Annotated in this window: 21 protein-coding genes; 17 read left to right on the top strand and 4 right to left on the bottom strand. The window is 71.7% G+C overall.

The genetic code is table 11. The annotated features are described in order from the left end of the window. The 4 genes from ABEB00_RS32930 to ABEB00_RS32915 all read right to left on the bottom strand — a co-directional run. Positions 1-732, bottom strand: a 732-nt coding sequence (locus ABEB00_RS32930) for an AMP-binding protein (protein WP_345624365.1), incomplete at its 3' end; no start/stop codon positions are given. Next, on the bottom strand, positions 726-938 hold the full coding sequence (locus ABEB00_RS32925; RefSeq protein WP_345624364.1) for an AMP-binding protein: 213 nt from the start codon (positions 936-938) through the stop codon (positions 726-728). The genes ABEB00_RS32930 and ABEB00_RS32925, both read right to left, overlap by 7 nt. 46 nt (positions 939-984) lie before the next feature. Beyond that, positions 985-3087, bottom strand: coding sequence for an ABC transporter ATP-binding protein (locus tag ABEB00_RS32920; RefSeq protein ID WP_345624363.1), 2103 nt, complete (start codon positions 3085-3087; stop codon positions 985-987). A gap of 459 nt (positions 3088-3546) precedes the next feature. Next, positions 3547-4437, bottom strand: a complete 891-nt coding sequence (locus ABEB00_RS32915; protein WP_345624362.1) for a hypothetical protein — start codon at positions 4435-4437, stop codon at positions 3547-3549. An 858-nt stretch (positions 4438-5295) separates the two neighbouring features. Here ABEB00_RS32915 and ABEB00_RS32910 point away from each other — a divergent pair. The 17 genes from ABEB00_RS32910 to ABEB00_RS32830 all read left to right on the top strand — a co-directional run bounded on the left by ABEB00_RS32910 (position 5296) and on the right by ABEB00_RS32830 (position 22707). Further along, positions 5296-5640, top strand: coding sequence for a hypothetical protein (locus tag ABEB00_RS32910; RefSeq protein ID WP_345624361.1), 345 nt, complete (start codon positions 5296-5298; stop codon positions 5638-5640). A 535-nt stretch (positions 5641-6175) separates the two neighbouring features. Beyond that, complete coding sequence (locus tag ABEB00_RS32905; protein WP_345624360.1) at positions 6176-7033, top strand: TauD/TfdA dioxygenase family protein; 858 nt, start codon at positions 6176-6178, stop codon at positions 7031-7033. Next, the gene (locus ABEB00_RS32900) at positions 7030-7851 is read left to right on the top strand and encodes an HpcH/HpaI aldolase family protein (RefSeq protein ID WP_345624359.1); all 822 of its coding nucleotides are present in this window, start codon (positions 7030-7032) and stop codon (positions 7849-7851) included. Before ABEB00_RS32905 ends, ABEB00_RS32900 begins: the two co-directional genes overlap by 4 nt. Then, a complete protein-coding gene (locus ABEB00_RS32895; RefSeq protein ID WP_345624358.1) occupies positions 7848-8780 on the top strand; it encodes a PLP-dependent cysteine synthase family protein in 933 nt (310 codons plus the stop codon). The genes ABEB00_RS32900 and ABEB00_RS32895 overlap by 4 nt, the downstream gene beginning before the upstream one ends. A 48-nt stretch (positions 8781-8828) precedes the next feature. Continuing rightward, complete coding sequence (gene asnB / locus ABEB00_RS32890; protein WP_345624357.1) at positions 8829-10631, top strand: asparagine synthase (glutamine-hydrolyzing); 1803 nt, start codon at positions 8829-8831, stop codon at positions 10629-10631. Beyond that, positions 10628-11638, top strand: a complete 1011-nt coding sequence (locus ABEB00_RS32885) for a PrpF domain-containing protein (protein ID WP_345624356.1) — start codon at positions 10628-10630, stop codon at positions 11636-11638. Before asnB ends, ABEB00_RS32885 begins: the two co-directional genes overlap by 4 nt. A gap of 13 nt (positions 11639-11651) precedes the next feature. Then, positions 11652-12791, top strand: coding sequence for an acyl-CoA dehydrogenase family protein (locus ABEB00_RS32880; RefSeq protein ID WP_345624355.1), 1140 nt, complete (start codon positions 11652-11654; stop codon positions 12789-12791). Then, positions 12779-14158 carry a dihydroorotase gene (locus tag ABEB00_RS32875; protein WP_345624354.1) on the top strand — a complete coding sequence of 460 codons (1380 nt, stop codon included), beginning with the start codon at positions 12779-12781 and terminating at the stop codon, positions 14156-14158. The genes ABEB00_RS32880 and ABEB00_RS32875 overlap by 13 nt, the downstream gene beginning before the upstream one ends. Then, the gene (locus ABEB00_RS32870) at positions 14155-15345 is read left to right on the top strand and encodes an FAD-dependent monooxygenase (RefSeq protein ID WP_345624353.1); all 1191 of its coding nucleotides are present in this window, start codon (positions 14155-14157) and stop codon (positions 15343-15345) included. Before ABEB00_RS32875 ends, ABEB00_RS32870 begins: the two co-directional genes overlap by 4 nt. After that, positions 15342-15974, top strand: coding sequence for an NADPH-dependent FMN reductase (locus tag ABEB00_RS32865; RefSeq protein WP_345624352.1), 633 nt, complete (start codon positions 15342-15344; stop codon positions 15972-15974). The genes ABEB00_RS32870 and ABEB00_RS32865 overlap by 4 nt, the downstream gene beginning before the upstream one ends. Positions 15975-16042: 68 nt before the next feature. Further along, positions 16043-16333, top strand: coding sequence for a hypothetical protein (locus ABEB00_RS32860; protein WP_345624351.1), 291 nt, complete (start codon positions 16043-16045; stop codon positions 16331-16333). Positions 16334-16433: 100 nt separating this feature from the next. After that, complete coding sequence (gene epsC, locus ABEB00_RS32855) at positions 16434-17027, top strand: serine O-acetyltransferase EpsC (RefSeq protein ID WP_345624368.1); 594 nt, start codon at positions 16434-16436, stop codon at positions 17025-17027. A 50-nt stretch (positions 17028-17077) separates the two neighbouring features. After that, entirely contained in the window at positions 17078-18058 is a 981-nt protein-coding gene (gene cysK, locus ABEB00_RS32850) for a cysteine synthase A (RefSeq protein WP_345624350.1), read from the top strand. Positions 18059-18113: 55 nt separating this feature from the next. Further along, on the top strand, positions 18114-19427 hold the full coding sequence (locus tag ABEB00_RS32845; protein WP_345624349.1) for an ATP-grasp domain-containing protein: 1314 nt from the start codon (positions 18114-18116) through the stop codon (positions 19425-19427). Further along, entirely contained in the window at positions 19424-20695 is a 1272-nt protein-coding gene (locus ABEB00_RS32840) for an ATP-grasp domain-containing protein (protein ID WP_345624348.1), read from the top strand. Before ABEB00_RS32845 ends, ABEB00_RS32840 begins: the two co-directional genes overlap by 4 nt. Then, positions 20692-21990 (top strand): MFS transporter, encoded by a 1299-nt coding sequence (locus ABEB00_RS32835; RefSeq protein ID WP_345624347.1) that lies wholly within the window; start codon positions 20692-20694, stop codon positions 21988-21990. Before ABEB00_RS32840 ends, ABEB00_RS32835 begins: the two co-directional genes overlap by 4 nt. Before the next feature lie 33 nt (positions 21991-22023). Further along, positions 22024-22707: an ArsR/SmtB family transcription factor gene (locus ABEB00_RS32830; protein WP_345624346.1), complete on the top strand. Its 684-nt coding sequence runs from the start codon at positions 22024-22026 to the stop codon at positions 22705-22707. The last annotated feature ends 402 nt before the right edge of the window (positions 22708-23109 follow it).

Raw genomic sequence — 23109 nt, 5'->3', positions numbered from 1 at the left:
CCCACGCGCCAACCCCGCACCCGCCACATACAACTCACCTGTCTCGCCGGAACCGACGGGGCGGAGCGAGTCGTCGAGCACGTGGACGTGACGGCCGGTGAGCGGGGCGCCGAGCGGCAGTGCGGGCGCGGGGCCGTCGTCCGGTTCGATGAGGTGCCAGGTGGCGCACAGGGCGGATTCGGTGGGGCCGTACAGGTGCCGTATCCGCACCTCCGGGCAGGCCGCCCGCACCCGCTCCACCGCCCGCAGGGGTACGACGTCACCGCCGGTCAGGACTTCACTCGCGCCTCTGAAGCACTCGGGAGCCTCCTCCGCCAGCACCCGGAACAGACCGGCGGTCACATGCACATGGGTCACCCCGGCCGCGAGGTGCTCGCGCACGGCCGCCGCGTCGACGGCCACCCCGGAGTCCGCGACGACGACCCGCGCACCCGCCGCCAGCGGCACCCACACTTCGAACAGCGAGATGTCGAACGCGTGCGGCGCGTGGAACAACACGGTGTCTCCCGGCCCCACACCCCACCCGGCATCCCCGGCCAGCGCCGCCACACTCCCGTGCGGCACGGCCACACCCTTCGGCGTCCCCGTCGACCCCGACGTGTACATCACATACGCCAGATCGTCCCCGTCCACCGGGACGGGAACCGGAGCCGGAACCGGAACCGGAACCGGAACCGAGGGCACCTCGCCGTCGGCCCCCATGCCCACGTCGACCGCGTCGACGGTCACCACCGGCGCCGCGTCCTCCAGNCCCGGTCACCCCGGCCCACCCCACGCCCACGCAAATACGACGCCACCCGATCCGACGCCGCGTCCAACTCCCCGTACGACACCGCACCCGCACCCTCGACCACAGCCACCGCACCCGGCGACTGCGCCACCCGCACCCGGAACAACTCCAGCACCGAGACAGGTGCCGCGACCGACGTGCCGTTCATGTCTCCCCCTTCGACTGACGACCGCTTCCCGGGCTGCTGATACCGATCAGGGGGAGCCGTCACCCCGCACCCGTGGGCCCCGCATGCCACCGCCCGGCATGCCACCGCCCGGCATTCCTCCTCCGGGCATCCCGCCGGGCATCCCGCCGGGCATTCCGCCAGGCATCCCGCCGCCCCGCGTCCGGATCTTCGGGCCCCCGGGGCCCGGGCCTGACGGGCCCTGCGGCGGGACCGGCTCGCGGTGGCCGTTGCCGCGCGGCGGGGGCAGTGTCCCGGACTTGCTGAACTGGGTGTTGTAGAGATGGGTGTAGAGGCCGCCGGCGGCGAGGAGTTCCTCGTGGGTGCCGCGTTCGCGGACGCGGCCCTCGTCGATGACCAGGATCTGGTCGGCCTCACGGACGGTGGAGAGCCGGTGCGCGATCACCAGGGAGGTACGGCTGTTCAGGGCCGTCTTGAGGGCGCGCTGCACGGCGGCCTCGGAGTCGGAGTCCAGGTGGGCGGTGGCCTCGTCGAGCACCACGATCGACGGTGCCTTCAACAGGACCCGGGCGACGGCCAGGCGCTGCTTCTCCCCGCCGGAGAGCCGGAAGCCGCGGTCGCCGACGACCGTGTCGAGCCCGTCGGGCAGGGAACTGATCAGGTCCCAGATGCGGGCCTGCTCACACGCCTCGATCACTTCCGCCTCGCCGGCCTCGGGGCGGGCGTAGGCGAGGTTGGCGCGGATGGTGTCGTGGAAGAGGTACGCGTCCTGGGTGACGACGCCGACGGCGGCGCGCAGCGAGTCGAACGTGAGGTCGCGGACGTCCTCGCCGTCGATGCGGACGGTGCCCGAGGTCACGTCGTACAGCCGGGACACCAGGTGGGTGATGGTGGTCTTGCCGGCGCCGGACGGGCCGACGAGTGCGGTGAGGGTGCCGGGGGCGACACCGAAGTCCAGTTCGTGCAGTACCTCCGGCGCGGTCCTGTCCCGCTCGCCGCCCGGGGCCTGGTGGGTCTCCAGGGAAGGCAGGGAGACCTCCTCGGGGCGGGGGTAGGCGAACGACACCTGCTCGAAGCGGATCTCGGGCGCGTTGCCCCCGCCGGGCCGGGCGAGCGCGACGGCGTCCGGGCGTTCCTCGATGAGCGGTTCCATGTCGAGCAGTTCGAAGATCCGGTCGAAGCTGATCAGCACCGTCAGGGCGTTGGCCTGCATGCTGGCGAGCTGGGTGATGGGGCCGAACAGCCGGCCCAGCAGGGTGGCCAGTGCCACCAGGGTGCCGAGTCCGAGGACCCCGTCGAGGACGAGTCCGCCGCCGACGCCGTAGACGAGGGCGGTGGTGAGCGCGGTGAGCAGGGCCATGAGGATGAAGGCGAGGCGGCTGAAGACGGTCAGCCGGACGCCTACTTCGCGCACCTTCTCCGCCTGGCCCCGGTACTCGGCGAGTTCCTGCGCCGGGCGGCCGAACAGTTTGGCCAGCATGGCGCCCTGCACGTTGAAACGCTCGTGGATCGTTCCGCTGAGGTCGGCGTGCAGTTCCATCTGCTTCCTGGAATGCGCCTGCAGCCGGCGGCCGATGTAGAGCCAGGGCAGGAAGAACACCGGCAGCAGTACGAGGGCGATCAGGCTGACGAGCCAGGAGAGGTAGAACATCTCGCCGAGCACCAGCAGCACGGTGAGGGCTCCGGTCGCCGACAGCAGCAAGGTGGTGAGGGCCTGCTGGGCCATGACCACGTCGGTGCTGAGCCGGCTGGAGAGAGCACCGGTCTGGGTGCGGGTGAAGAAGGCCAGGGGCATGCGCTGTACGTGGTGGAAGGACCGGACGCGCAGGTCGTAGCTGACTCCCTGGCCGATGCGGCCGGACAGGGCGCTCTGCGCGAGCTGGGTCACCGAGCCGGCCAGGCCGAGGGCCGCGACGAGCAGCGCCAGGACGACGACGAGCCGGCCGTCGTCCTTCATGATTCCGCCGTCGATGATCTCCCGCAGCAACAGCGGGGTCGCGACGATGATGAGGGAATCGACGAGTGTCACGAGGACGAGGGCCAGCACCGTCGCGCGGTGCGGCCGGACAAAGGCGAGTACCCGCCGCGCTGTTCCCGGCCTGATCTTGGAGGGCGCCGCGTCTTCGCCGCCCTTCATCACGACCCCACCGGGAGTCTGAGTGATCAGCATGTCGACGGGGACCTCCTGCTGTAGGTATTCGGAGGAGCATCTGCCGTGAATGGGAGGGAGCCTCTCGGGCACAATCCCGTCCGGCGATCCGGATGGCGACGATACCTGTCTGTTTTCCGGCCAACCACGCGCGTCCGTTGTGTCTTTCGGGTACCGGGTATGCCGCTTGGACAGCGGAAGAAGGCGCACGGGACGGGATTAGGGCGCGTGCGGCGCGCGAGGAAGTGTCCCGGAAGTGCCCCGCGTGAATGGCGTGCGCCCGGTGTGCGGAAGTACGTCGCGGCGTTTGTGCGGGCATGCTGATTCGGCCGGGCGGCGTGAGGCAATGCCGCCCGGCCGAAAGGATTCCGCTCAGCCGGGAGAGGTCAGCGGCGCCGGCGTCCAACCGTTCGTATCGCACGGTTGGACAGACCGGTCGGACGGACCGGTGAACTCATACGGTGGGACAGGCAGTCGAAGTCACACGGTCGGACAGGCCGAGGTGTCGGCCGGAGCGGCCGCCACACTATTTCCCTGGGCATTCCCCTGGGCGGTGTTCTTCTCCACTCGGGTGGCGACCTCCTCCCAGATGTGCGCACACTCCCGCGCCAGATGGGCCACGGTGCCGCTCCAGTACGGCGGGACGGTGTCGGTGATGCCTTTCCACTCGTCCGGGGGGAGCATGTGCACGCTGAGCAGCCGCAGCAGGAGGCGCCCCGTCTCGTTGAGCCGGAGCGCGGGGTCCGCCTTGAGACGGTTGACCGCCGAGAGCCCTTCCCGCAGGGCGGTCTCGGCGGCCGCGGCGCGCCGGATCTCAGCGCGGCCCGTCTGCGGCACGACCTTCAGCAGCTCTTCGCCCGGCCGGGGCCGGACACCTCGCGGACGTGCCGGGAGGAGGGGTTCCTCGCCTCGGCTGAGGCGATTGCGCACGTCCCTGGCGGTCTCCGGCGATATGCCGGCGCCCCGGGCTATCTGACGCAGCGAGAGGCTCGGGTTCTCCGCTATGAGCTGGCCGGCCCGTCTGCGTCCTTCGGTGATGTCGACGGGACGCACCCGGCCGTCCCGGCCGATCCGGGCGATGTCCCCCGGGACGCCGACCGTCGCCGACCGGCGTACCTCGGCCACCGTGCCGGGCGAGAGGCCGGCCACGGAGGCGATCTTCCGGTCCGACCACTGCGGATGCGTGGTGATGATCCGCGCGGCGGCCCGTTTACGGTCCGGCAGCGACAGCGGCAGCCCGTGCCGCACGTTGGACTCCACGGCGAGCACGAAGGCGTCCGCCTCGGTGCCGTCGTAGAAGGTCACCGCGATGGAGTCGTGGCCGCGGAGCTGGGCGGCCCGCAGCCGGTGCACTCCGTCGATCACCCGCATCGAGTCACGGTGCACGATGATGGGCGGCAGCGGAACGTCCAATTCCGCGAGCGCCGCCACATGGTCCGGGTTTTCGCCCGCGTTTCTCGGTGAACCTTCCGCCGATAATGATCGAATGTCGACGTCCAAGATCCTGACATCGGTACTCCCCCGTCGCACCCACATCTCCGTTCGCTCGGCCAACGCCTTCCTCATGAAATCGCAGGTCGGGCGACGTATGACAGCCACACCGATTCTGCTGCACGAATTGATCAATCAGGAACGCCACAATTGGCCGAGGTGACGTTCACCGACATCACGCGCTCACAAATATGGGGTCCGCCTGGGCGTGGAGCCGGACCGCGCGGCCTCCCGCCTTTTCGAACAAGCTTCCAGGCGAACAAGAGTCAACATTCTCTGTCCTGGCTTGTTCTACTCTAACAGCAACAGGCAGTCCAGCGCGCGGACTTCGTCAGGCCATCCACCATATGAGACGATCCGCATTTCTCCCGTGTGGGCAGGCCGCGGTGGACACGGAAGCCGGAATTGGTCATTCTGCTTTGGCTTCTGGATTTCCTCGGCCATTCGCCCGCTCTCCGACCGTTCGGTCGGGCAAGGATGCGATTCCGCGCCGATAAGCGGCGCCGGCGCATCGACAGCGAAGGCCCCGTAAACACAATTGCTCTCCCCCCGGCGCCCGATGCTCCCATCGAGGGGGTTGCAGCGAGGTAACAGCCCCTGGGCCTGCACCATCTCGGCCAACTCGGCGGAGAAGAGGCCGGTTGCGGCGGGCTGAGGGCGGGTGTTCCGCCGCCGTAACCGTCGGCGCGCTTCACTGAGCGACGGACAGCCACCCCCCACTCCGTCCCGGGAGGCCCGATGGCCCACGCAACCAGTCCCTGCGCCACCTGCGGCGACGAGTTCGTCCCGGCGGCCCGCCGCCGGGGCCGCCCCGACTCGCGCTTCTGCACCGCCGCGTGCCGCGCACTCTGGGAGCGGACGCACGGCAGCCGGATCTCCTCGGCGGGCCCGGCCGAGCCGGTCGCGGCCGACACCGTCACCGTCGCCGCGACGCCGCTGCCGCCCCTGGGCACCGAGCACTCCTGCCCCCACTGCGGGCACCAGCTCACGATCGTCAACTTCGTCCTGCCGGCCCTGGACGCGACCGGCGACCTGGACACGGCCGGCGACGAGGAGGTGCCGAGCCGCTACATCACGGGATGAGCGGCTGGAGCACGGAGGAAGCGGCGCAGGCCGGCCGCGGCTCCACGAGCCCGGCCTCGCGCAGTTCGCGAGCCCACGGCGGCTACGACGCCTGAACCGGAGCCCCTGCCACCGCGCCCCGCAGCCCAGCGCGCCCCGAAGGACACCACGCCTTCGGGGCGCGCTGGGCTGTGACGAATACCCTCGGGCGGATTGTCGGCATCTTTCCCCTTTTGGGCGGTGTCCGATAACGCCTCAAGTGCCGCACTGCCGAGATTCGAGTGAGGCACAAGTGGCGGAAGTATCGTCATGGATCGGCCGGTGTGAACACGGAGGCCGAGCACTGTGAACGGTACTCAGCGGGGCGGGTCGGCGGCGTTGTTCCTCTCCGGGGGAGAACTCCGGGCCGTTCGGCCGGCCACGTTCACCGACCCGGCCTCCTGACCCACCCCTGCTCGGCGACGGACCGCCGAACCGTCCTGCCGGGCGGGCCGGCACGCCGTCACCCGCCCGCCTCCCGGAGTTCTTCGAGTCACGCCTGATGAAGGGAATGAACGTGTCGTTGGAGATACGCAGAATAGGTGGCCGTATCGGTGCCGAGGTGATCGGCGCCGATCTGAGCACGGAGCTCTCGGAAACGGTCTTCTCCCAGGTCCACCAGGCGCTCCTCGATCACAAGGTGCTCTTCTTCCGGGACCAGGAGATCACGGACGACGAGCAGTTGGCCTTCGCCGGCCGTTTCGGCCCGCTGACGCAGAAGCACCCCATGATGCGCACCGTGGAGGGCAAACCCCAGGTGATCGCGGTCGACGGTGAGGACCAGCGGGCGGACCACTGGCACACCGACATCAGCTTCACTCCGGCCCCGTCCATGGGGACGACGCTGCGCAGCGTCGTCCTGCCGCCCTACGGCGGCGACACCATGGTCGCCAACGGCGAGGCCGCCTACAAGCAACTCCCGGCGGAGCTGCGGGAGATCGCCGACAAGCTGTGGGCCGTGCACACCAACCACGCCGAGCAGCCCCGGCTCGGCACCGAACGCGGTGAGGTGACGCGCAAGGCGTTCCTCGCCAAGCGGTTCGAGGCCGCGCACCCCGTGGTGCGGGTGCATCCGGAGTCCGGTGAGCCGTCGCTGTTCCTCGGCGGTTTCGCCCAGCGCCTGGTCGGCCTGACGCTGCGGGAGTCGCGCCCGATCATCGACGTGCTCCAGTCCTATGTGCACCGGCCGGAGAACGTGGCGCGGTGGACCTGGCGGCCCGGCGACGTACTGATCTTCGACAACCGCAACACGCAGCACTTCGCGGTCAACGACTACGACGGCCACAAGCGGGTGCTGAACCGGGTGTCGATCACCGGTGACGTGCCCGTGGGCCTGGACGGCAAGAGCAGTTACGCCATCGAGGAGGACCAGTGACAGCCGACCGGCGTGATCCGGGCACCTTCGTCGCCCGGCTGCGCGGCCGGGAGCGGCTCATCGGCTACTGGATCGCGTGCGACAACCCGGTCGGCACCGAGCGCATCGCCGGCGTCGGCTACGACTACATCGGCGTCGACGGCCAGCACGGCGTTCCTCAGCCGGGCTGGCACTCCGCGATGCTCGCCGTGGACGCCATGGGGCTTTCGGCGGGGGTCATCCGCGTCCCGTCGGTCGACCCGATCGCCATCGGGGCGGCCCTGGACTCGGGTGCCCGCGCGGTGATCGTCCCCATGGTCGAGACCGCCGAGGAGGCGGCGATCGCCGCCCGCGCCTGCCGGCACTGGCCGGTGGGCACCCGCAGTCTGGGCGGCCCGGTGCGGGCGGAGCTCCGGCTCGGTTCCGTTCCCGGTGAGCTGGACGACGCGGTGGCCTGCGTCACGATGATCGAGACCGCTGCCGCGATGGAGAACCTGGCGGCCATCTGCGCCACGCCGTATCTGGACGCGGTGTACGTCGGCCCGGCGGACCTGTCCGTCGCGCTGGGGGCCGCGTACTTCGGCGATCCGGGCGTACAGGAGCGCCTGGAACAGGCGTTGAAGGAGATCACCGAGGCCGCCGCCGAGGCGGGCATCGCGTGCGGCATCCACTGCCTGGACGGCGCCACGGCCGCCCGCCGGCTGGACGAGGGATTCACCTTCGCCACGGTGTCGAGCGACATCACCCACCTGCGGGAGGCGGCGGCCACTCACCTGGCGGCCGCCCTCGGGACCCGAGCGTCCGCCCCCGGCGGCGCGACGGACCGGGAACCGCGATGACCGAGACTCCTTCGCCGCCGGTCCGCTCCCTGGAGGAGCTGGTGGGCCGCACGCCGACGATGGAGGTGCGCCTCGCCGGGGTTCCCGACGGGGTCCGGCTGCTGGCCAAGCTGGAGATGTTCAACCCGCTCCTCAACGTGAAGGACCGTGCGGTCCTCTACATGCTGCGCGAGGCGGAGCGGACCGGGCTGCTGCCCGCCCGGGGCGGCACGGTCATCGAGTGCTCGTCGGGCAGCACCGGTATCTCCCTGGCGGCACTGTGCGCGGTGCGCGGTCACCGGTGCGTCATCGTCCTGCCGGACAACGCGACCGCGGAGCGCCACCAGATCCTGCGCGAACTCGGCGCGGAGATCGTCCTGGTGCCGCACGAGGAAGGGCTGCTGCCCGCCTGGAAGTACGCCGAGGAACTGCACCGGGAGACCCCGGGCTCCTGGCTGCCCCACCAGGACCGCAACCCGGCCAATGTCCAGGCACACTACGAGACGACCGGACCGGAGCTGTGGGAGACCTGCGCCGGGCGGATCGACGTCTTCGTGTGCGGGGTGGGGACCGGCGGCACCCTGACCGGCGTGGCCCGCTACCTCAAGGAGCGCGGGAACGTGCACGTGGTCGCCGTCGAACCCGAGCGCTCGGCGGTGCTCTCCGGCGGGGAGGCGGGTCCGCACGGGATTCCCGGCATCGGGGCGGGCTACGTGTCGGACCTCACCGACCTCAGTGTGATCGACGAGGTCGTCGCCGTCCCCGACGAGGCGGCGGCGGCCACACGACGGGAGATCTCCCGGTCCACCGGCCTGCTCGCCGGTGTCTCCGCCGGGGCCGCGGCGCACGCCTGCCGGGTGCTGAGCCGGCGCGAGCGCTGGGCGGGTTCGACGATCGTCACCGTTTTTCCCGATACCGGGGAGCGCTATCTGTCCCTGGCCTCGGACTAGCCGACCGGACCGCGTCCGCACCACGGTCATGGGGAAGGAAAAATCAGCATGTGCCGTATCTACGGCTATTTCAACGCGAGCGCGTCACCGAACGAGATGAAGACGGTCGGCGCGCTGCAACGGCACGGTGGGCCGGACCGCACGGGCATGTCCCGGGCCCCCGGCTGGGGTCTGGGCAGCAACCGGCTCGCGATCATCGACCTCGACGGCGGCAGTCAGCCGTACGAGATCGAGGGCCGGATCTCGGCCGTGTTCAACGGCGAGATCTACAACCACGACGCCCTGCGGGCCCGGTTGCGGCAGCGCGGCCACACGTTCGCCGACCGCTGCGACGGGGCGATCATCCCGGCACTGTACGAGGAGTACGGCGAGCGGTTCACCGACCTGCTCGACGGCATGTACTCCATCGCCCTGCTGGATCTGCGCGAGCGGCCGAAACTGCTGCTGGTCACCGACGACATGGGGATGAAGCCGCTCTACTACCGGTGGGATCCGGTGGACCGGTCGCTGCGCTACTCGTCCGAGATCCCCGCCCTGCTGGCCTTCGAGGGGCTCGGCAAGACGCTCTGGAACCCCGGGCTCGACGCGTACCTGGCGAGCAAGACGCCGTTCGGCGAGCAGACCATGTTCGAGGAGATCAAGGTCCTGCCGGCCGCGACCACGCTGCGGTGCGCGCTGGGCGAGGTGCCCGAGGCGATCCGTCGCACGCCCGCTGCCGCACCGGTGCTCGGTGACGCCGACAAGGCCGCGGAACTGGTGCGCGACAGTCTGCGCACGGAGGTCGGACGGCTCCTGGTCGCCGATGTCCCGGTCGCCGTGATCACCTCGGGCGGCCTCGACTCCAGCCTGGTGACCGCCCTCGCGGCGGAGCACGGACCCGTGCATTCGTTCAACATCGCCTATCGGGGCACCTGGCCGTTCGAGGAACGGCACTTCGCCCGGCAGGCCGCCGAGCACGCGGGCGCCGTCTACCACCAGGTCGAGCTGGATCCGGCCACGCTGCCCGACCTGATCGAGGACGTGGTCTGGCACCTCGGCCAGCCCAACGCCGACCCGATCACCGTGAGCACCTACGCCCTGTTCGCCGCGGTGCGCGAGGCCGGGTTCAAGGTCGCGCTCACCGGGGACGCGGCGGACGAGGTGTTCGGCGGCTACGCCCGGATGCGGGCGGCACACGAGGCCGCCCCGTACGGCACCGAGTGGTACGGCCGCTACCTCGACGCGCTGGCGGTCGTCCCGGCCGACCGGCGGCACTCGCTCTACACCGACGACTACCGGCTGCTGGTCGAGGGCGTCCCGGCGATCCCCGCGGAGGCGCTCGGCCGGCTGCACGGCGGCGAGGGCACGGTGCTCGAACGCGTCACCGACTTCGAACTCACCTACCGGCTGCCCGCCTACCACCTGCGCAGGGTCGATCACCTCAGCATGGCGCACTCGGTCGAGTCGCGGCTGCCGTTCTGCCAGCGCAGCGTCACCTCGCTCGGCCGGGCGCTGCCGGACCGGCTCAGGATCGACGGTGACCAGGTCAAACGGACGCTGTACGGCGCGGCCGCCGGCCTGGTCCCCGAGGCGGTGCACAAGCGGGTGAAGCAGCCGTTCACGCTTCCGGTGACGGCCATGCTCACGCCCGGGTCACCGCTGTGGCAGATGGCACGCGACACCCTCGCGACCAGCCGGCTGCGTGCCGCCGGCCGCCTCGACCCGAACGCGGTGGACGCCCTCTTCGAGGCGCAGCGGCTGCGGCCCGACGACACCACGGCGCTGACCCTCTGGGCGCTGATGACGTACGAGGTGTGGCAGGACCAGTTCCAGGGGGCCGCGAGACCCGTCGGCGTCAAGGTGCCGGCATGATCGCGCATCTGGCGTACGCGACCGGCAGCCCCTGCCCCACGCTCGTACTCGACGCGGACACGGTACCCGAGACCGAGAGCGGCCTGCTGGAACATTTGGCCGCCGTACGGCGTCACCTCGACGCCACCGGCAACGGGCATGTGCTCAAGATCGCGCTGGTGCGTCCTTCCCGGCATCCCATGTTCGATCTGGAGTACCGCTTCGTGCAGGCGCTGCCGGGGTCGGTGGACGCGTTCGACCTGCGGGGCTCGTGCGGGCACTCGATCCTGTCCTCGGCCGTCGTGGCCGAGCGGATGGGCATGCTGCCCCGGCTCTCGGTCGGCGCCAGGGTCCGGGTGCGGGTCCTCAACAACGGCGACAGCGTGGTGTGCGAGGTCGACGCCGTCGACCGCGGCGCGGCGCAGTTCACCGTCCACTTCGTCCGCACGAAGGCGATTCCGGTGACGGATCTGCTGATCACGGGCGAGCCGCGGACCATGGTGGCGGTCGACGGCGAGCTGCACGAGGTGTCGCTCGTGTCGTCCGGGAACGCCTACGCCTTCCTGGACGCGCGCACGGTGGGAATCAAGGACCCCGACGCGCTGTTCGCCGGCGGCGAGGAGCTGTTCGACACCCTCGCCCGGATCCGCGCCGCGGTGACGGACCATCTGGGCTGGCCGCCCGGCGGGGCGTTTCCCAAGATCGCGGCCCTGCTCCCGGTCGAGGCGGGCCGGATCGCCGCGCGGGCCATCTCGGTGCCCTCGTGGCACCCGACCATCGCGCTGACCGGTGCGGTGTGCCTCGGTTCGGCCATCCGGATTCCCGGCACCGTGCCCTGGCGGGTGGCGCAGGAACTGGGCTGCCCGGACAGCCTGGAGATCATCACGTCCGGCGGCCGCACCGCGGTGACGGCGGACGTCCGGGACATCGCCGGGACGCCCACGTTGAGCTGGGCCTCCGTCGACCGCAAGAGGGTGACGTTCCAGGGGTCGATCCCGCTGGAGCCGTCGGCATCAGCCACGCTGTGAGGAGTTCGCCGAAATGCCTGGCACCGTCCATGACGTCCACGACATCCGCACCGAAACAGACATCGATCCCGAACTGGCGGCGCGACTGCGGCAGTCGGCCGAACGGACAGCCGTCACCGGGCAACCGGACCCCGACACACTGGCCGAACTACGCGGGTCGGGGCTGCTCGGCACCGCGGTCCCCCGTGAGCACGGCGGGGCCGGCGGTGACCCGGCCGAGGTCAACCGGGTGGTGGAGCGGCTCGCGCGGCTGAACCCGTCCCTGTCCATCATGGCCTTCCAGCACTTCGCCGTGAGTTCCCGGATCGCCGAGTGGGGCTCGCCCGACCAGAAGCGGGAGCTCCTGCCGCGGCTGGCCGACGGCACCTGCCTCGCCGCCTCCGCCTGGAGCGAGCAGGGCGCGGGGGCCGCCAAGCGCCACCTCAGCAGCACTGCCGTCCGCCGGCCCGACGGGACCTGGGTGCTCGACGGGGCCAAGTCCTTCACCACCACCGCGTCGGTCGCCGATCTGTACCTCGTGCTGGTGCGCACGGGCGACCTGCCCACGGACCCGGGCAGCGGCTACGGCGCCGCCGGGCAGACCTTCTTCCTCGTCGACGCGGGCAATCCGGGGCTGGTCCCCGATCTGAGCCTCGACCTGGTCGGCATGCGGGGGTCGGCCACCGGATTCGTCTCGATGCGCGAGTGCGTCGTCGCCGACACCGACCGGCTCGGCCCGGAGGGCCTGGCGGCGCAGATCATCGCGGGGGTACGGGAGTCCGGGGCGACCCTGGGCGCGGTCGCCGTGGGCGTCGCCCTGGCCGCGTTCGAGCTGCTGGTCGAACATCTGGGGCGCCGGAACCAGTTGGCCTCCCCGGTCGTCAGGGACCGGCTCGTGTCCATGGCCACCAGGGTCGAGTCGGCGCGGGCGATGGTCGAACGGGCCGGTGCCCGGTCGTCGGCCGACCCCGGAATGACCACCCTGCACAGCAAGCTGCACGCCTCCGCGGTGGCCGAGGAGATCTGTTTGCAGGCGGCCGGGATGCTCGGCTCGACCGGGTACACGGCCGCGTCCGGCGTCAACCGGCTGCTCGGCGACGCCCGGGCCGTGGCCCTGATGGGGCCGACCAACGACCTCTGCAGAGAACTGGTGGCTTCGACATGGCCGAACTGACCGGCGCCGAACCGACCAGCGCCGAACTCGCCGTCACCGCCGAAAGGCTGGTGACTCCCGCGGGGGTCCGCGCGGGCACCGTGCTCATCGCGGACGGGCGCGTCCTCGCCGTCCTGGACCCCGGTGCCGTGCCGCCCCCCGGGGTGCCGGCCGTCGACGCCGGCGACCGCTACGTCCTGCCGGGTCTGATCGACTCCCATGTGCACTTCCGCACACCGGGGCTGACGCACAAGGAGGACTGGGAGCACGGGAGCCGGGCGGCCGCGGCGGGCGGTGTCACCACGGTGCTGGACATGCCCAACACCAGCCCGCCGACCCTGACCGCCGACGAGGCGCGGGCCAAGGCGGAACTGATCGCGGGCCGCTCCCTGGTGGACCACCGGTTCCACATCGGAGCCGACCCCGCCCGCCCCGAGGCGCTGGCCGAACTCGACCCCGCGGTCGCCACCAGCGCGAAGATCTTCATGGCCGGGCACCACACGGCTCCGACCGTGTTCCGCGACCCGGCGCAGTTGGAGAAGGCGTTCATCGCCGCCGCGCAGGGCGGGGTGCAGTTGGTGCTGCACGCCGAGGACGGCGAGTTGTTCGCACTGCTCGACGAGTGGTGGGGCGCCCCCGGAAGCTATGCGGACTACGAGGCGCGACGGCCGCGCAGCGGCGGGATCTCGGCGGTGGCGAAGGTCATCGAACTGGTCCGCCGGCACGGCACCAAGGCGCACATACTCCACCTCTCCAGCCGGGAGGAGGCGGATCTGGTGTGCGCCGCCCGCGCCGCCGGACTGCCCGTCAGCTTCGAGGTGACGGGGCATCACCTGTCCTTCACGGACGCCGACACCCGGCGGCTGGGCGCCCGGACGCGACTGTCGCCGTCGATCCGTCAGCAGAGCGACCAGGACCGGCTGTGGCAGGCGCTGGTGGCCGGCGAGGCCGACACGATCGGCAGCGACCACGCCCCCCACACGATCGAGGAGAAGACGCGGACGGTCCAGCAGTCGCCGCCCGGCCTGCCCGGCGTACAGGAACTGGCGGTCGCGGTGTGGACGGGCATGCGCAGGCGCCTGCCCGACGAGCACCCCGATGTCGCCGTCGCGCGCCTGGTCCGTCATCTGTCGACGCGGCCCGCCGAACTCTTCGGTCTGCGCGGCAAGGGGCGGCTCGCCCCGGGAGCCGACGCCGACCTCGTGTTCTTCGCTCCGGACGACACCTGGATGCTGTCGGCGCGGGACGTGCGCTCCAAGTGCGGCTGGTCGGCGTACGAGGGCTGGACGATGACCGGCCGGGTGGTCCGGACGCTGCGGCGCGGCGAGGTCGTCTGGGATGCCGACACCGGCACGTTCGGCTCGTACGAGGGGCGGTGGATCCAGTGAGCGACAGCCGCCGGGTGGTGGTGGCGGGCGGTGGGATCGGTGGTCTGGCGGCCGCCGCCGCGCTGGCGTCCTCGGGGTTCGCGGTCACCGTACTGGAGCGTGCCGGGCACATCGGCGACGTCGGTTCCGGGCTGCTGCTCTACCAGAACGGCATCGCGGCGGCGGACGCCATCAGCGCCCGGCTGGGCGCGGGAATCCGCTCGGCCGGCCATGTGGTGGGCCCCGACGACGTACGCCTGCTGATGGACTCGGCCGGCCAGGTGCTGGCCCGGGAGCCCATCGGTGAGGTGGGGCGGCGCCTGGGCCTGCCGCAGGTGCCCATCCTGCGGACGGCGTTGCAGGACCTGTTGCTGCGCGAGGCGGCCGCGGCGGGCGCGGACATCCGCCTCGGCACCGCCCTCGAAGGGTACGGCCAGGACGGCGGCCGGGTGTCGGTGAGCCTGTCCGACGGCACCGTTCTGGACGCCGATGTGCTGGTGGCGGCCGACGGCCTCAACTCCGTCGTACGTGCCGCCATGTTGCGGGACGGTCCGCCGCAGTACCTGGGGTACACCTCGGTCCGCGGCCGGGCCGTCGGGTCCGAACTGCACCCGCGGGCGTTCGTCGTCAACGGGCTGGGTACGCAGATCTTCGTGGCCCCGGCCGGCCGGAAGACCCTGTACTGGACCGCGAAGATCACCGCCCCGCGGGGCGTCTGGCCGGCGATGGGACAGCGGGGCGCGCTGGCGGCGCTGCTCGACCGCGTCGCCGACTGGCACGAGCCGGTGGTACGGATGATCCGCGGTGCGGACCCGGCGGATCTGTCGGTGACGGACATCCACGACCGGGACCCGGTGTCGCGCTGGGTGGACGGCCGGGTGGCCCTGCTCGGGGACGCCGCGCACCCGATGGCGCCCGCGATGGGCCAGGGCGCGAACACCGCGCTGGAGGACGCGGTCGTGCTCGCCGAGTCCCTCGCGTCGTGTGCCGACCCGGGCGAGGCCCTGCTCCGCTACCAGGAGCAGCGGGTGGAGCGCACGGCCCGGATCGTGCTGCACTCGCGCCGGCAGGGCGCGGTCGACCAGGGTGCGAGCCAGGAGCAGGCCCGAGCCCGCGACGGCGCCATGAAGTCGAGGGGCCGCAAGGACGCCGCCACGTTCGACGTCGTCGACTGGCGTCCGGGCACCACCGGTTCTCTCACGGCATGACAGCGACGGAGGTCCTCGCAGCAGTGGAAACACCGAACATAGTCCTGGTCAGCGGATCGCTGAGGGTGGACTCGACCTCGGACCGGGTGGCGCGCTGGTGTGCGCGGCAGTGCGTGCGGCAGGGCGCCGCCGCCCGGGTGTTCACCGGGGCCGAGGTGCAGTTCCCCTTCTACCGGCCCGGACTGTCCGAGGCGAACGTCGAGGCCGGCGCCTTCGTGGGCGCGCTGAGCCGCGCCGACGGACTCGTGCTCGTCTCCCCCACCTATCACGGCACGGTCTCCGGGCTGCTGAAGAACGCCCTGGACTACGCCAACGACCTGGTCGCCCCCCGGAAGTTCCTGGAGGGGGTGCCGGTCGGCTGCGTCGCGGTCGGCGCGGGAGCGCAGGGCACGGCGTCCACCCTGACCACCCTGCGCACGATCGGCCACGCCCTGCGCGGCTGGCCGACCCCGCTCGGGGTGACCGCGCGCGACTGGGCCGACGACACGGCCGTGGCGCCGGACGCCATGTCGCCCGAACAGTTCCAGGCCCGCGCGCAGATGACCGTCATGATCTCCCAGGTCCTCTCCATGGCGGCCGCGAACGCCGCCGCCCCGGCCCGGCAGGCCCTCGCGGCGAGCCGCGGGTGACCCGCGAGCCCCGCACCCCGGAGATCACGTCACCGAGTACCTCGGCAACCCACCACAGGAGGAACCCCATGTCCGAGCAGCAGCAGACCACGCACCTGTTCACGGCCGGACCGATCTGGCGGGACGCCAACGTCCGCTCCGGTCCCTCGCTGAACAGCCCCATCCTCCAACTCCTGCTCCCGGACGACGGGGTGAGCTACGAGGCTGTCGGGTGGACGCGGGGCGACGAGGTCATCGAGGGCACGATCGTCAGTGACATCTGGCTGCTGCTGACGCCCGGCCGCTGGTGCAGCGCGGTCAACTTCGACCAGGACACGATGGCCGGCATCCCCGCAGAGGCCGAGCTGGAGGTCAAGTGACCGTGTTCGGCGGGTACTTCTTGCGGTACGGAATCCATTCCACTAATCTAAAGATCAATGGAATAGCAGAATCGGGGATGAGCGCGTGAGCCGACCAGGGATGTTGCTGCGCACGCTCGGGGAGGACCTGCGCACCGTCGTCGACCGGGACCCGTCGGTCCGCACCCGCGCGGAGGCCCTGCTCCACCCGGCACTGCCCGCGGTGTGGACCCATCGCGTCGCCCACCGGCTGCACCGACGCGGACTGCGCCTGCCCGCACGGGGGTTGATGGTGCTCGCGCGGGCGGTCACCGGCACGGAGATCCACCCGGGCGCGAGGCTCGGCCGCAGAGTGCTCATCGACCACGGCGCGGCCGTGGTCATCGGCGAGACCGCGCGGGTGGGCGACGATGTGACGATCTATCACCAGGTGACCCTCGGCGCGGTCGGCTGGTGGCACGACAACGGCCGGGCCGAGGGCGAGCGGCGCCACCCCGTCGTCGGGGACGGCGTGGTGCTCGGCACCGGAGCGACGGTCCTCGGCCCGGTGACCGTCGGCGCCGGCGCCGTCATCGGAGCCCAGGCCCTCGTCGTCAAGGACGTACCGGCCAAGGCGCGGGTCCTCGCGCTCGCCGCGTCGCCCGCGCCGCCCCGGCAGACCCCGCAGTACGCCGTCGAGCTGCTGCGCCACACCGCCTCGGCCGGTTCCTGGTGACCCGGCCGGTACGGCTCCCCTCGCCGACGACCTCGAAGGAGGGCTCCCCCTTGCCCGGATCACCGCCGCGGGTACGGCCCGGTGTCCGACCTCGTATCGCGGCCAGCATCGCGGAGCTGGTGGGAAACACGCCGCTGCTCGACCTGCCCGTCGAACGGGCGGCCGACGGCGCGCGGGTGCTGGCGAAGCTGGAGTCGGCCAACCCGCTGGCGAGCGTCAAGGACCGGGCCGCACTGTGGATGCTCGACGCCGCGGCCGAGAGCGGGCAGCTCCCCCCCGGCGGCACCGTGATCGAGTCGACGTCGGGCAACACCGGTATCGCGCTGGCCGCCCTGTCGGCGGCCCGCGGCTACCGCTGCGTGATCGTGCTCCCGGACAGCGCGACCACCGAACGGATCGGCCTGCTGGAGGCGTTGGGCGCCGAGGTGGTGCTGACCGACCACGAACTGCGCTTCCAGGGCGCCATCGACCGGGCCGAGGAACTGCACCGCGCGACACCCGGCTCCTGGTACGCCCGGCAGCACGAGAACTTCGACAACGTCCGCGCCCACCGCGAGACCACGGGTCCGGAGATCTGGGCCGACACCGAGGGCCGCGTCGACGTCCTGGTGTGCGGTATCGGCACCGGGGGGACGCTCTGCGGCACGGCCGGTTTCCTCAAGGAACACAATCCGCGGCTCCGGGCCGTCGCCGTGGAGCCGGAGAGCTCACCCGTCCTGTCCAAGGGGTACGCCGGCGCGCATGCCATCCCGGGACTGACGGGCGGTTTCGTCGCCGACACCACCGACCTCGATCTCATCGACGAGGTGCTGACCGTCTCCGACGACGAGGCCATGGAGACGGCCCGGTGGCTCGCCCGGAGCCTGGGCGTCCTCGCCGGCGTCTCCTCGGGGGCCGTGGTGCACGCCGCCCAGCGCCTCGCCCGGCTCCCCGAGAACGCGGGCCGGACCATCGTCACCATCCTGCCCGACACGGGCGAGCGCTACCTCAGCGTCTGGGCCCCCGTCCCGCTGGACCGCGCGCCCGCGTGAGCCACCCCCTCGCCCCGCCCCCTCGTACCCCACCGACCGGGAAGGAACGGACCGCTTGAACCGGGACCGCACACTGCTGCTTGTAGGTGCCAACGACGAGACCGTGCAGAAGGCCGCCGCACTGGGCCTGCACGTCCTGCTGTTGCAGCACCCCAGCAAGCTCAGTGCCGAACAGGAGCGACTCGCGGACCGCACACTGGTCCTCAACTACACCGACTGGGACGAGGTCCGGCCGGCCGCCGAGGAGCTGTGGACCGCACCCGGCTTCGGCGCCGCCCTCTCCCTGACCGAGGCGGGACTGGAGAACGCCGGGCGGATCAACGACCTGTTCGGCCTCGGCGGCACCGGGTACGAGGTGGCGAAACGGATACGCGACAAGTGGGCCATGCGGCTGCACCTGGCCGGGCTCGACCCGGCGGCGGTGGCGGCGGCCCCGCTGCTCAAGCGCGAGGACCTCGACGCCTTCGCCGCCCGCCACGGCTTCCCGTTCATCGTCAAGCCGGCCGACGGCACCGCCAGCCTGGGCGTCTTCCGGGTCGGGGCCCCCGAGGACGCCGACCGCGTCTGGGCGGAGGTGGAGCGACTGCGCGGCACCCGCACCGACCGGATATCGACCCTGTTCGTCCTTCAGGACTTCCTGATGGAGGAGTACGTCGACGGACCCGAGTTCAGCGTCGAGACCTTCAGCTTCGCCGGCCGCCACGTCGTCGTGGCGATCACCGAGAAGTTCGTCGACCCCCGGCACTTCGCCGAACTGGGACACGCCGTGCCCGCCCGCCTCGACCCGGCCGCCGCCGAGCAGGTGCGCGAGCGCGTGGGCGGCTTCCTCGACCTGGTCGGCATCAGGGACGGGGTCTGCCACACCGAGGTCCGGATCGGCGCGCGAGGCCCCGCCGTCATCGAGAGTCACAACCGCGTGGCCGGTGACGCCATCCCCGAACTGGTGCGGGGCGCGTACGGCATCGACCTGGTGACGTACGCCCTGGGCTGGCCCTTCGGCCTGGTGCCGGAGCTGCCCGGCCCGCCCGCGGCCAAGGCCGGTGCGAGCACCCGTTTCCTGGTCGGTGACCCGGGGCGGGTCGAGTCGGTCTCCGGTGTCGAGGAGGCCCTGAGCCGGACGGACGTCCTCGACGTCCGGCTGAGCGTCGCACCGGGCGACGCGGTACGCGCGCTCAAGGACAACTGGGACCGACTGGGCCTGGTGGCCGTCACCGGCCCGGACGCGACCACCGCGATCCGGCGCGGCGCGGAACTCATCCGCGACACCGTCGAGATCCGCATCGCCCGCGACGGCGGCGGCAGCGCCCGCGCCCGGGTCGCCGAGACAGGCACCGACGCCCCCGCACAGGCCACCCGGAGCACCACATGAGCGTCCTGATCCTGCACCGCAACCCGTTCGAACCCTTCCCGTACGACCGTTGGCTGAGCGACTACGCGGGCGACGTCGTCGTACTCGCCGCCCGGGACCGGCTGAAGCCGTTCGGCGAGCCGGTGCCGACCGGCAACCACGGCTTCACCCATCTGGAGATGCTCGACGACTTCGAGGACGAGGAGCAGGTGCGAGCCCGGGCGCTGAAGCTCGCGGACGAGTTCGCCGTCCGGCACGTCGTCGCGTACCACGAGGGCGATGTGACCATGGCGGCCTGGCTGCGCGAATGCCTGGGACTGGCCGGTGCCTGGACCGCCGACGTACAGCCGTTCCGGGACAAGGCGCTGATGAAGGAGCGGCTGGAGCAGGCGGGGATCGAGGTCGCCCGCTACACGGTGCCGCAGAACGCCGACGAGGCACTGGCCTTCGCCGACCGCCACGGTTTCCCGGTGGTGTTCAAGGACCGGTCGGGCTTCAACTCCATCGGCCTGCGCATCCTGCGGGACCGGGACGAGCTGCTCGACCACACCGCGCGGGTACTGGTCGACGCCGCGCGCGACGACCTGCTTCTGGAGTCGTTCGTCCCGGGCCGCATGTGCCATGTCGACGGCCTCGTGGTCGACGGGCGCACGGCGGTGGCCTGGCCCTCCCAGTACCAGTACGACCTGGCCTCCTTCGGTACCGACCCGGGCGCCCGCGTCGATCTCACCCTGGACCCGGACGACCCGCTCACCGAGCGCCTGCTGTCGCTGACCAACCGGGTTCTGGCCGCCCTGCGCCAGCCCGGCGGCAGGCTGCTGGACCACGGCTTCCACGCGGAGATCTTCCACACCCCGGACGACCGTCTCGTGCTCTGCGAGATCGCGTGCAGGCCGGGTGGTGCCAAGGTCCGCGAGGTCTTCCACGCCCTGTTCGGCTTCAACCTGGGCGAGTACGCGACCCGGGCCGCCCTCGGGCTGCCGCTGCCCCTGCTGGAGCAGAGCCTGCGGGCCGGGACGAGGCCGCGGCCGCGGTCCATGGCGGGCCAGGTGCTGATGATGAAGCGGCCCGGCCGGGTACGCTCCCTGCCGGCCGTCCCGGCCGAGGACTGGGTGGAGCGGTTCTGGCTCTACGGGCAGGTGGGACAGGCGATCCCGGCCGCCTCGGGCTCGTCGGACTTCCTCACCTGCGCCGTCGCGTCGGCGCCCACCCGCGCGGAGTGCGAGCGCAGGTTACGGGCGCTCGGGGCGCGCTTCGAGGCCCAGACCGACATCTCGGAGGCGCCGTGAAAAGGCTCTCGGTGCAGTCGCGCTACATGCTCGGCATGGTGGTCGACGCCACCGGCAGCGGGATGTACCTGCCTTTGTCGCTGCTGTACTTCCACCACGTCACGGGGATGCCGCTCACCCGGGTCGGCGCGATCATGACCACCGCCGCGCTGCTCGGTCTGGTCGGCAATCCCCTCACCGGTGTCCTCATCGACCGGTACGGCGCCCGTGCGGTCGTGGTGGGCGGATACGTGCTGCGCGCGGCGGGGTTCGCGACGTATCCGCTGGTGGAGTCGGCCGTACCGATGTTCGTGGTGGTGGCCGTGGTCGCGTTCGGCGATGTGTCGTTCTCGCCGTCGATCCAGTCGTTCATCGCGGAGATCGTGCGGGGCACCGCACGGGACAGACTCCTCGCCGCTCAGCGAAGCCTGCGCAACGCGGGCCTGGGCGCCGGCGGTCTGATCGCGGGCGGCGCGCTCGCCCTGGGCGCCGACGTCGCCTTTCAGGCCATCGTCATCGGCGCCGCCGCCGCCTATCTGGCCGCCGCCGCGCTGATCCGGTCCATCCCGCAGTCGCGGGCGGCCGGCACGGCGGCACCCGTGCGCGCGAAACGCGGCTACCGGCTGGTCGCCGGCAACCGCCCGTTCCTCGTGCTCACCCTGCTGAACGTGCCGACCGCGTTCGGGTACATGGTGCTGTCGGTGAGCCTGCCGGTGTACATCACCCAGGAGCTGAACACCTCGGACTCGCTGGTCGGCGTGCTCTACGCCACCAACACGGTGGGTATCGCGCTGCTGCAGATCCCGATCACCCGGCTGCTCACCAGGTACCGGCGCACCCGTGTCGCCGCGCTCGGCGGAGCGGTGTTCTGCGCGGCGTTCCTGTCGTTCGCCGCGCTGGGCGCGGTGTCGGCCCGCACCCCCGTGCTGGTCGGTGTCTTCGCGGCCACGCTGCTGTTCACCCTGGGCGAGCTGATGCACGGGGCGACCGCGTCGGCGCTGGTGGCCAGCACGGCCCCGGAGGCCACCCGCGGCCGTCATCTCGCGGTCTACCAACTGTCCTGGGCGATCCCGACCGCGCTGGCGCCCGCCGCGCTGACCGCGCTGCTCACCTTCTCCCCGACCGGCATGTGGCTGCTGCTCGCGGTGGGGGTCGCCGGATCGGCGCTCACCCTGATCCGCCTCGAACCCGCGCTCCCCGTGCAGGCGGTCCGGCCGGAGGCCGCGGAGCCCGGCGATCCGGCCGTGCCGCGGGAGCAGGCGCAGGAGAAGACACCGAAGCCGGGCCTCACGGGCCCCCGGTCACCGCAGCCGTGAACCAGTCCGGGCCCTGGAAGCGAGAATGGCGCCATGGGTGAATTCATCGAAGCCGAGGTCTACACACAGCTCGCCAGGGTCGGCAAGGCGCTGGCGAGTCCGGTCCGGCTGCGACTGCTCGACCTGCTGGAGAACGGTGAGAGCGACGTGGAGGGTCTGGTCACCGCCTCCGGCCTCGGCCTGAAGAACACCTCGGCCCAGCTTCAGCAGCTCCGCGGCGCGAACCTGGTCACCACCAGGCGCCAGGGCAACCGGATCTTCTACCGGCTCGCCGGGCCCGAGGTGTCGCGTCTGCTCGGCTCGCTGCAGTCCTGCGCGGAGGTCCGGCTCGCGGATCTGCGGCTGGCGATCGACGACCTCCTGGGCAACGCCGATGAACTCAAACCAGTCACCGTCGACGAACTGCGCACCTACCTCGACGACCCGCGAGTCGTGATCGTCGATGTACGCTCAGCGACGGAGTACGCGCGAGGCCATGTACCCGGCGCGATCTCGCTGCCCGCGTCGGAGCTGAGAGAGAAGGTCGACAGCATCCCGCGGCACGTCGAGGTCATCGCCTACTGCCAGGGGCCGTACTGCGTGCTCTCCCCCGACCTGGTCCGCCTGCTGCGCAGCCACGAGATCCCGGCCCGTCCGCTGGGCGGCGGGATCATCCGGTGGCAGCGCGAAGGCGGCGCCCTGCAGACCGGGGACGGGACCGCGGGCGCCGCGTCCTGAACGCGGCGCGCCTCTCCGGCACCCCGCCGGCTCTCCCCCTGGTTCGCAGACCCCACGAGGAAGCTCCGCCGAACGCCCCGGCGCCCGCTCCGCCGGGGCTGCCGTCTGTCCCCGTTCGCCGGTGGTCGGTGACCGGTGACCGTGGACGACCGGCCCGCCGCCGTGACGAAAAGCATTATCGGAGTCGGCCTCCATACCGCCATACAAGTACTGGTAAAGCTTTGCCGAGGTAAGTCGATTTCGCAGTGCATACGCCGCGATCGCACACCCCCTATCAGCGTTGCGCGCACCCCCTATCAGTGTTGCCCCGCACCCGTTCCGAAGGAAGCGGTCTCCCCGCGTCCCGCATACTCAGCGTGACCGTACCCGCCCGGCCGACCGCCGCGGCCGGGCAGTTCACCG

Origin of the sequence: Streptomyces ziwulingensis (assembly GCF_039542605.1) — a bacterium.
Taxonomy (GTDB): domain Bacteria; phylum Actinomycetota; class Actinomycetes; order Streptomycetales; family Streptomycetaceae; genus Streptomyces; species Streptomyces ziwulingensis.
This window is presented reverse-complemented; position numbering and strand designations above follow the sequence as displayed.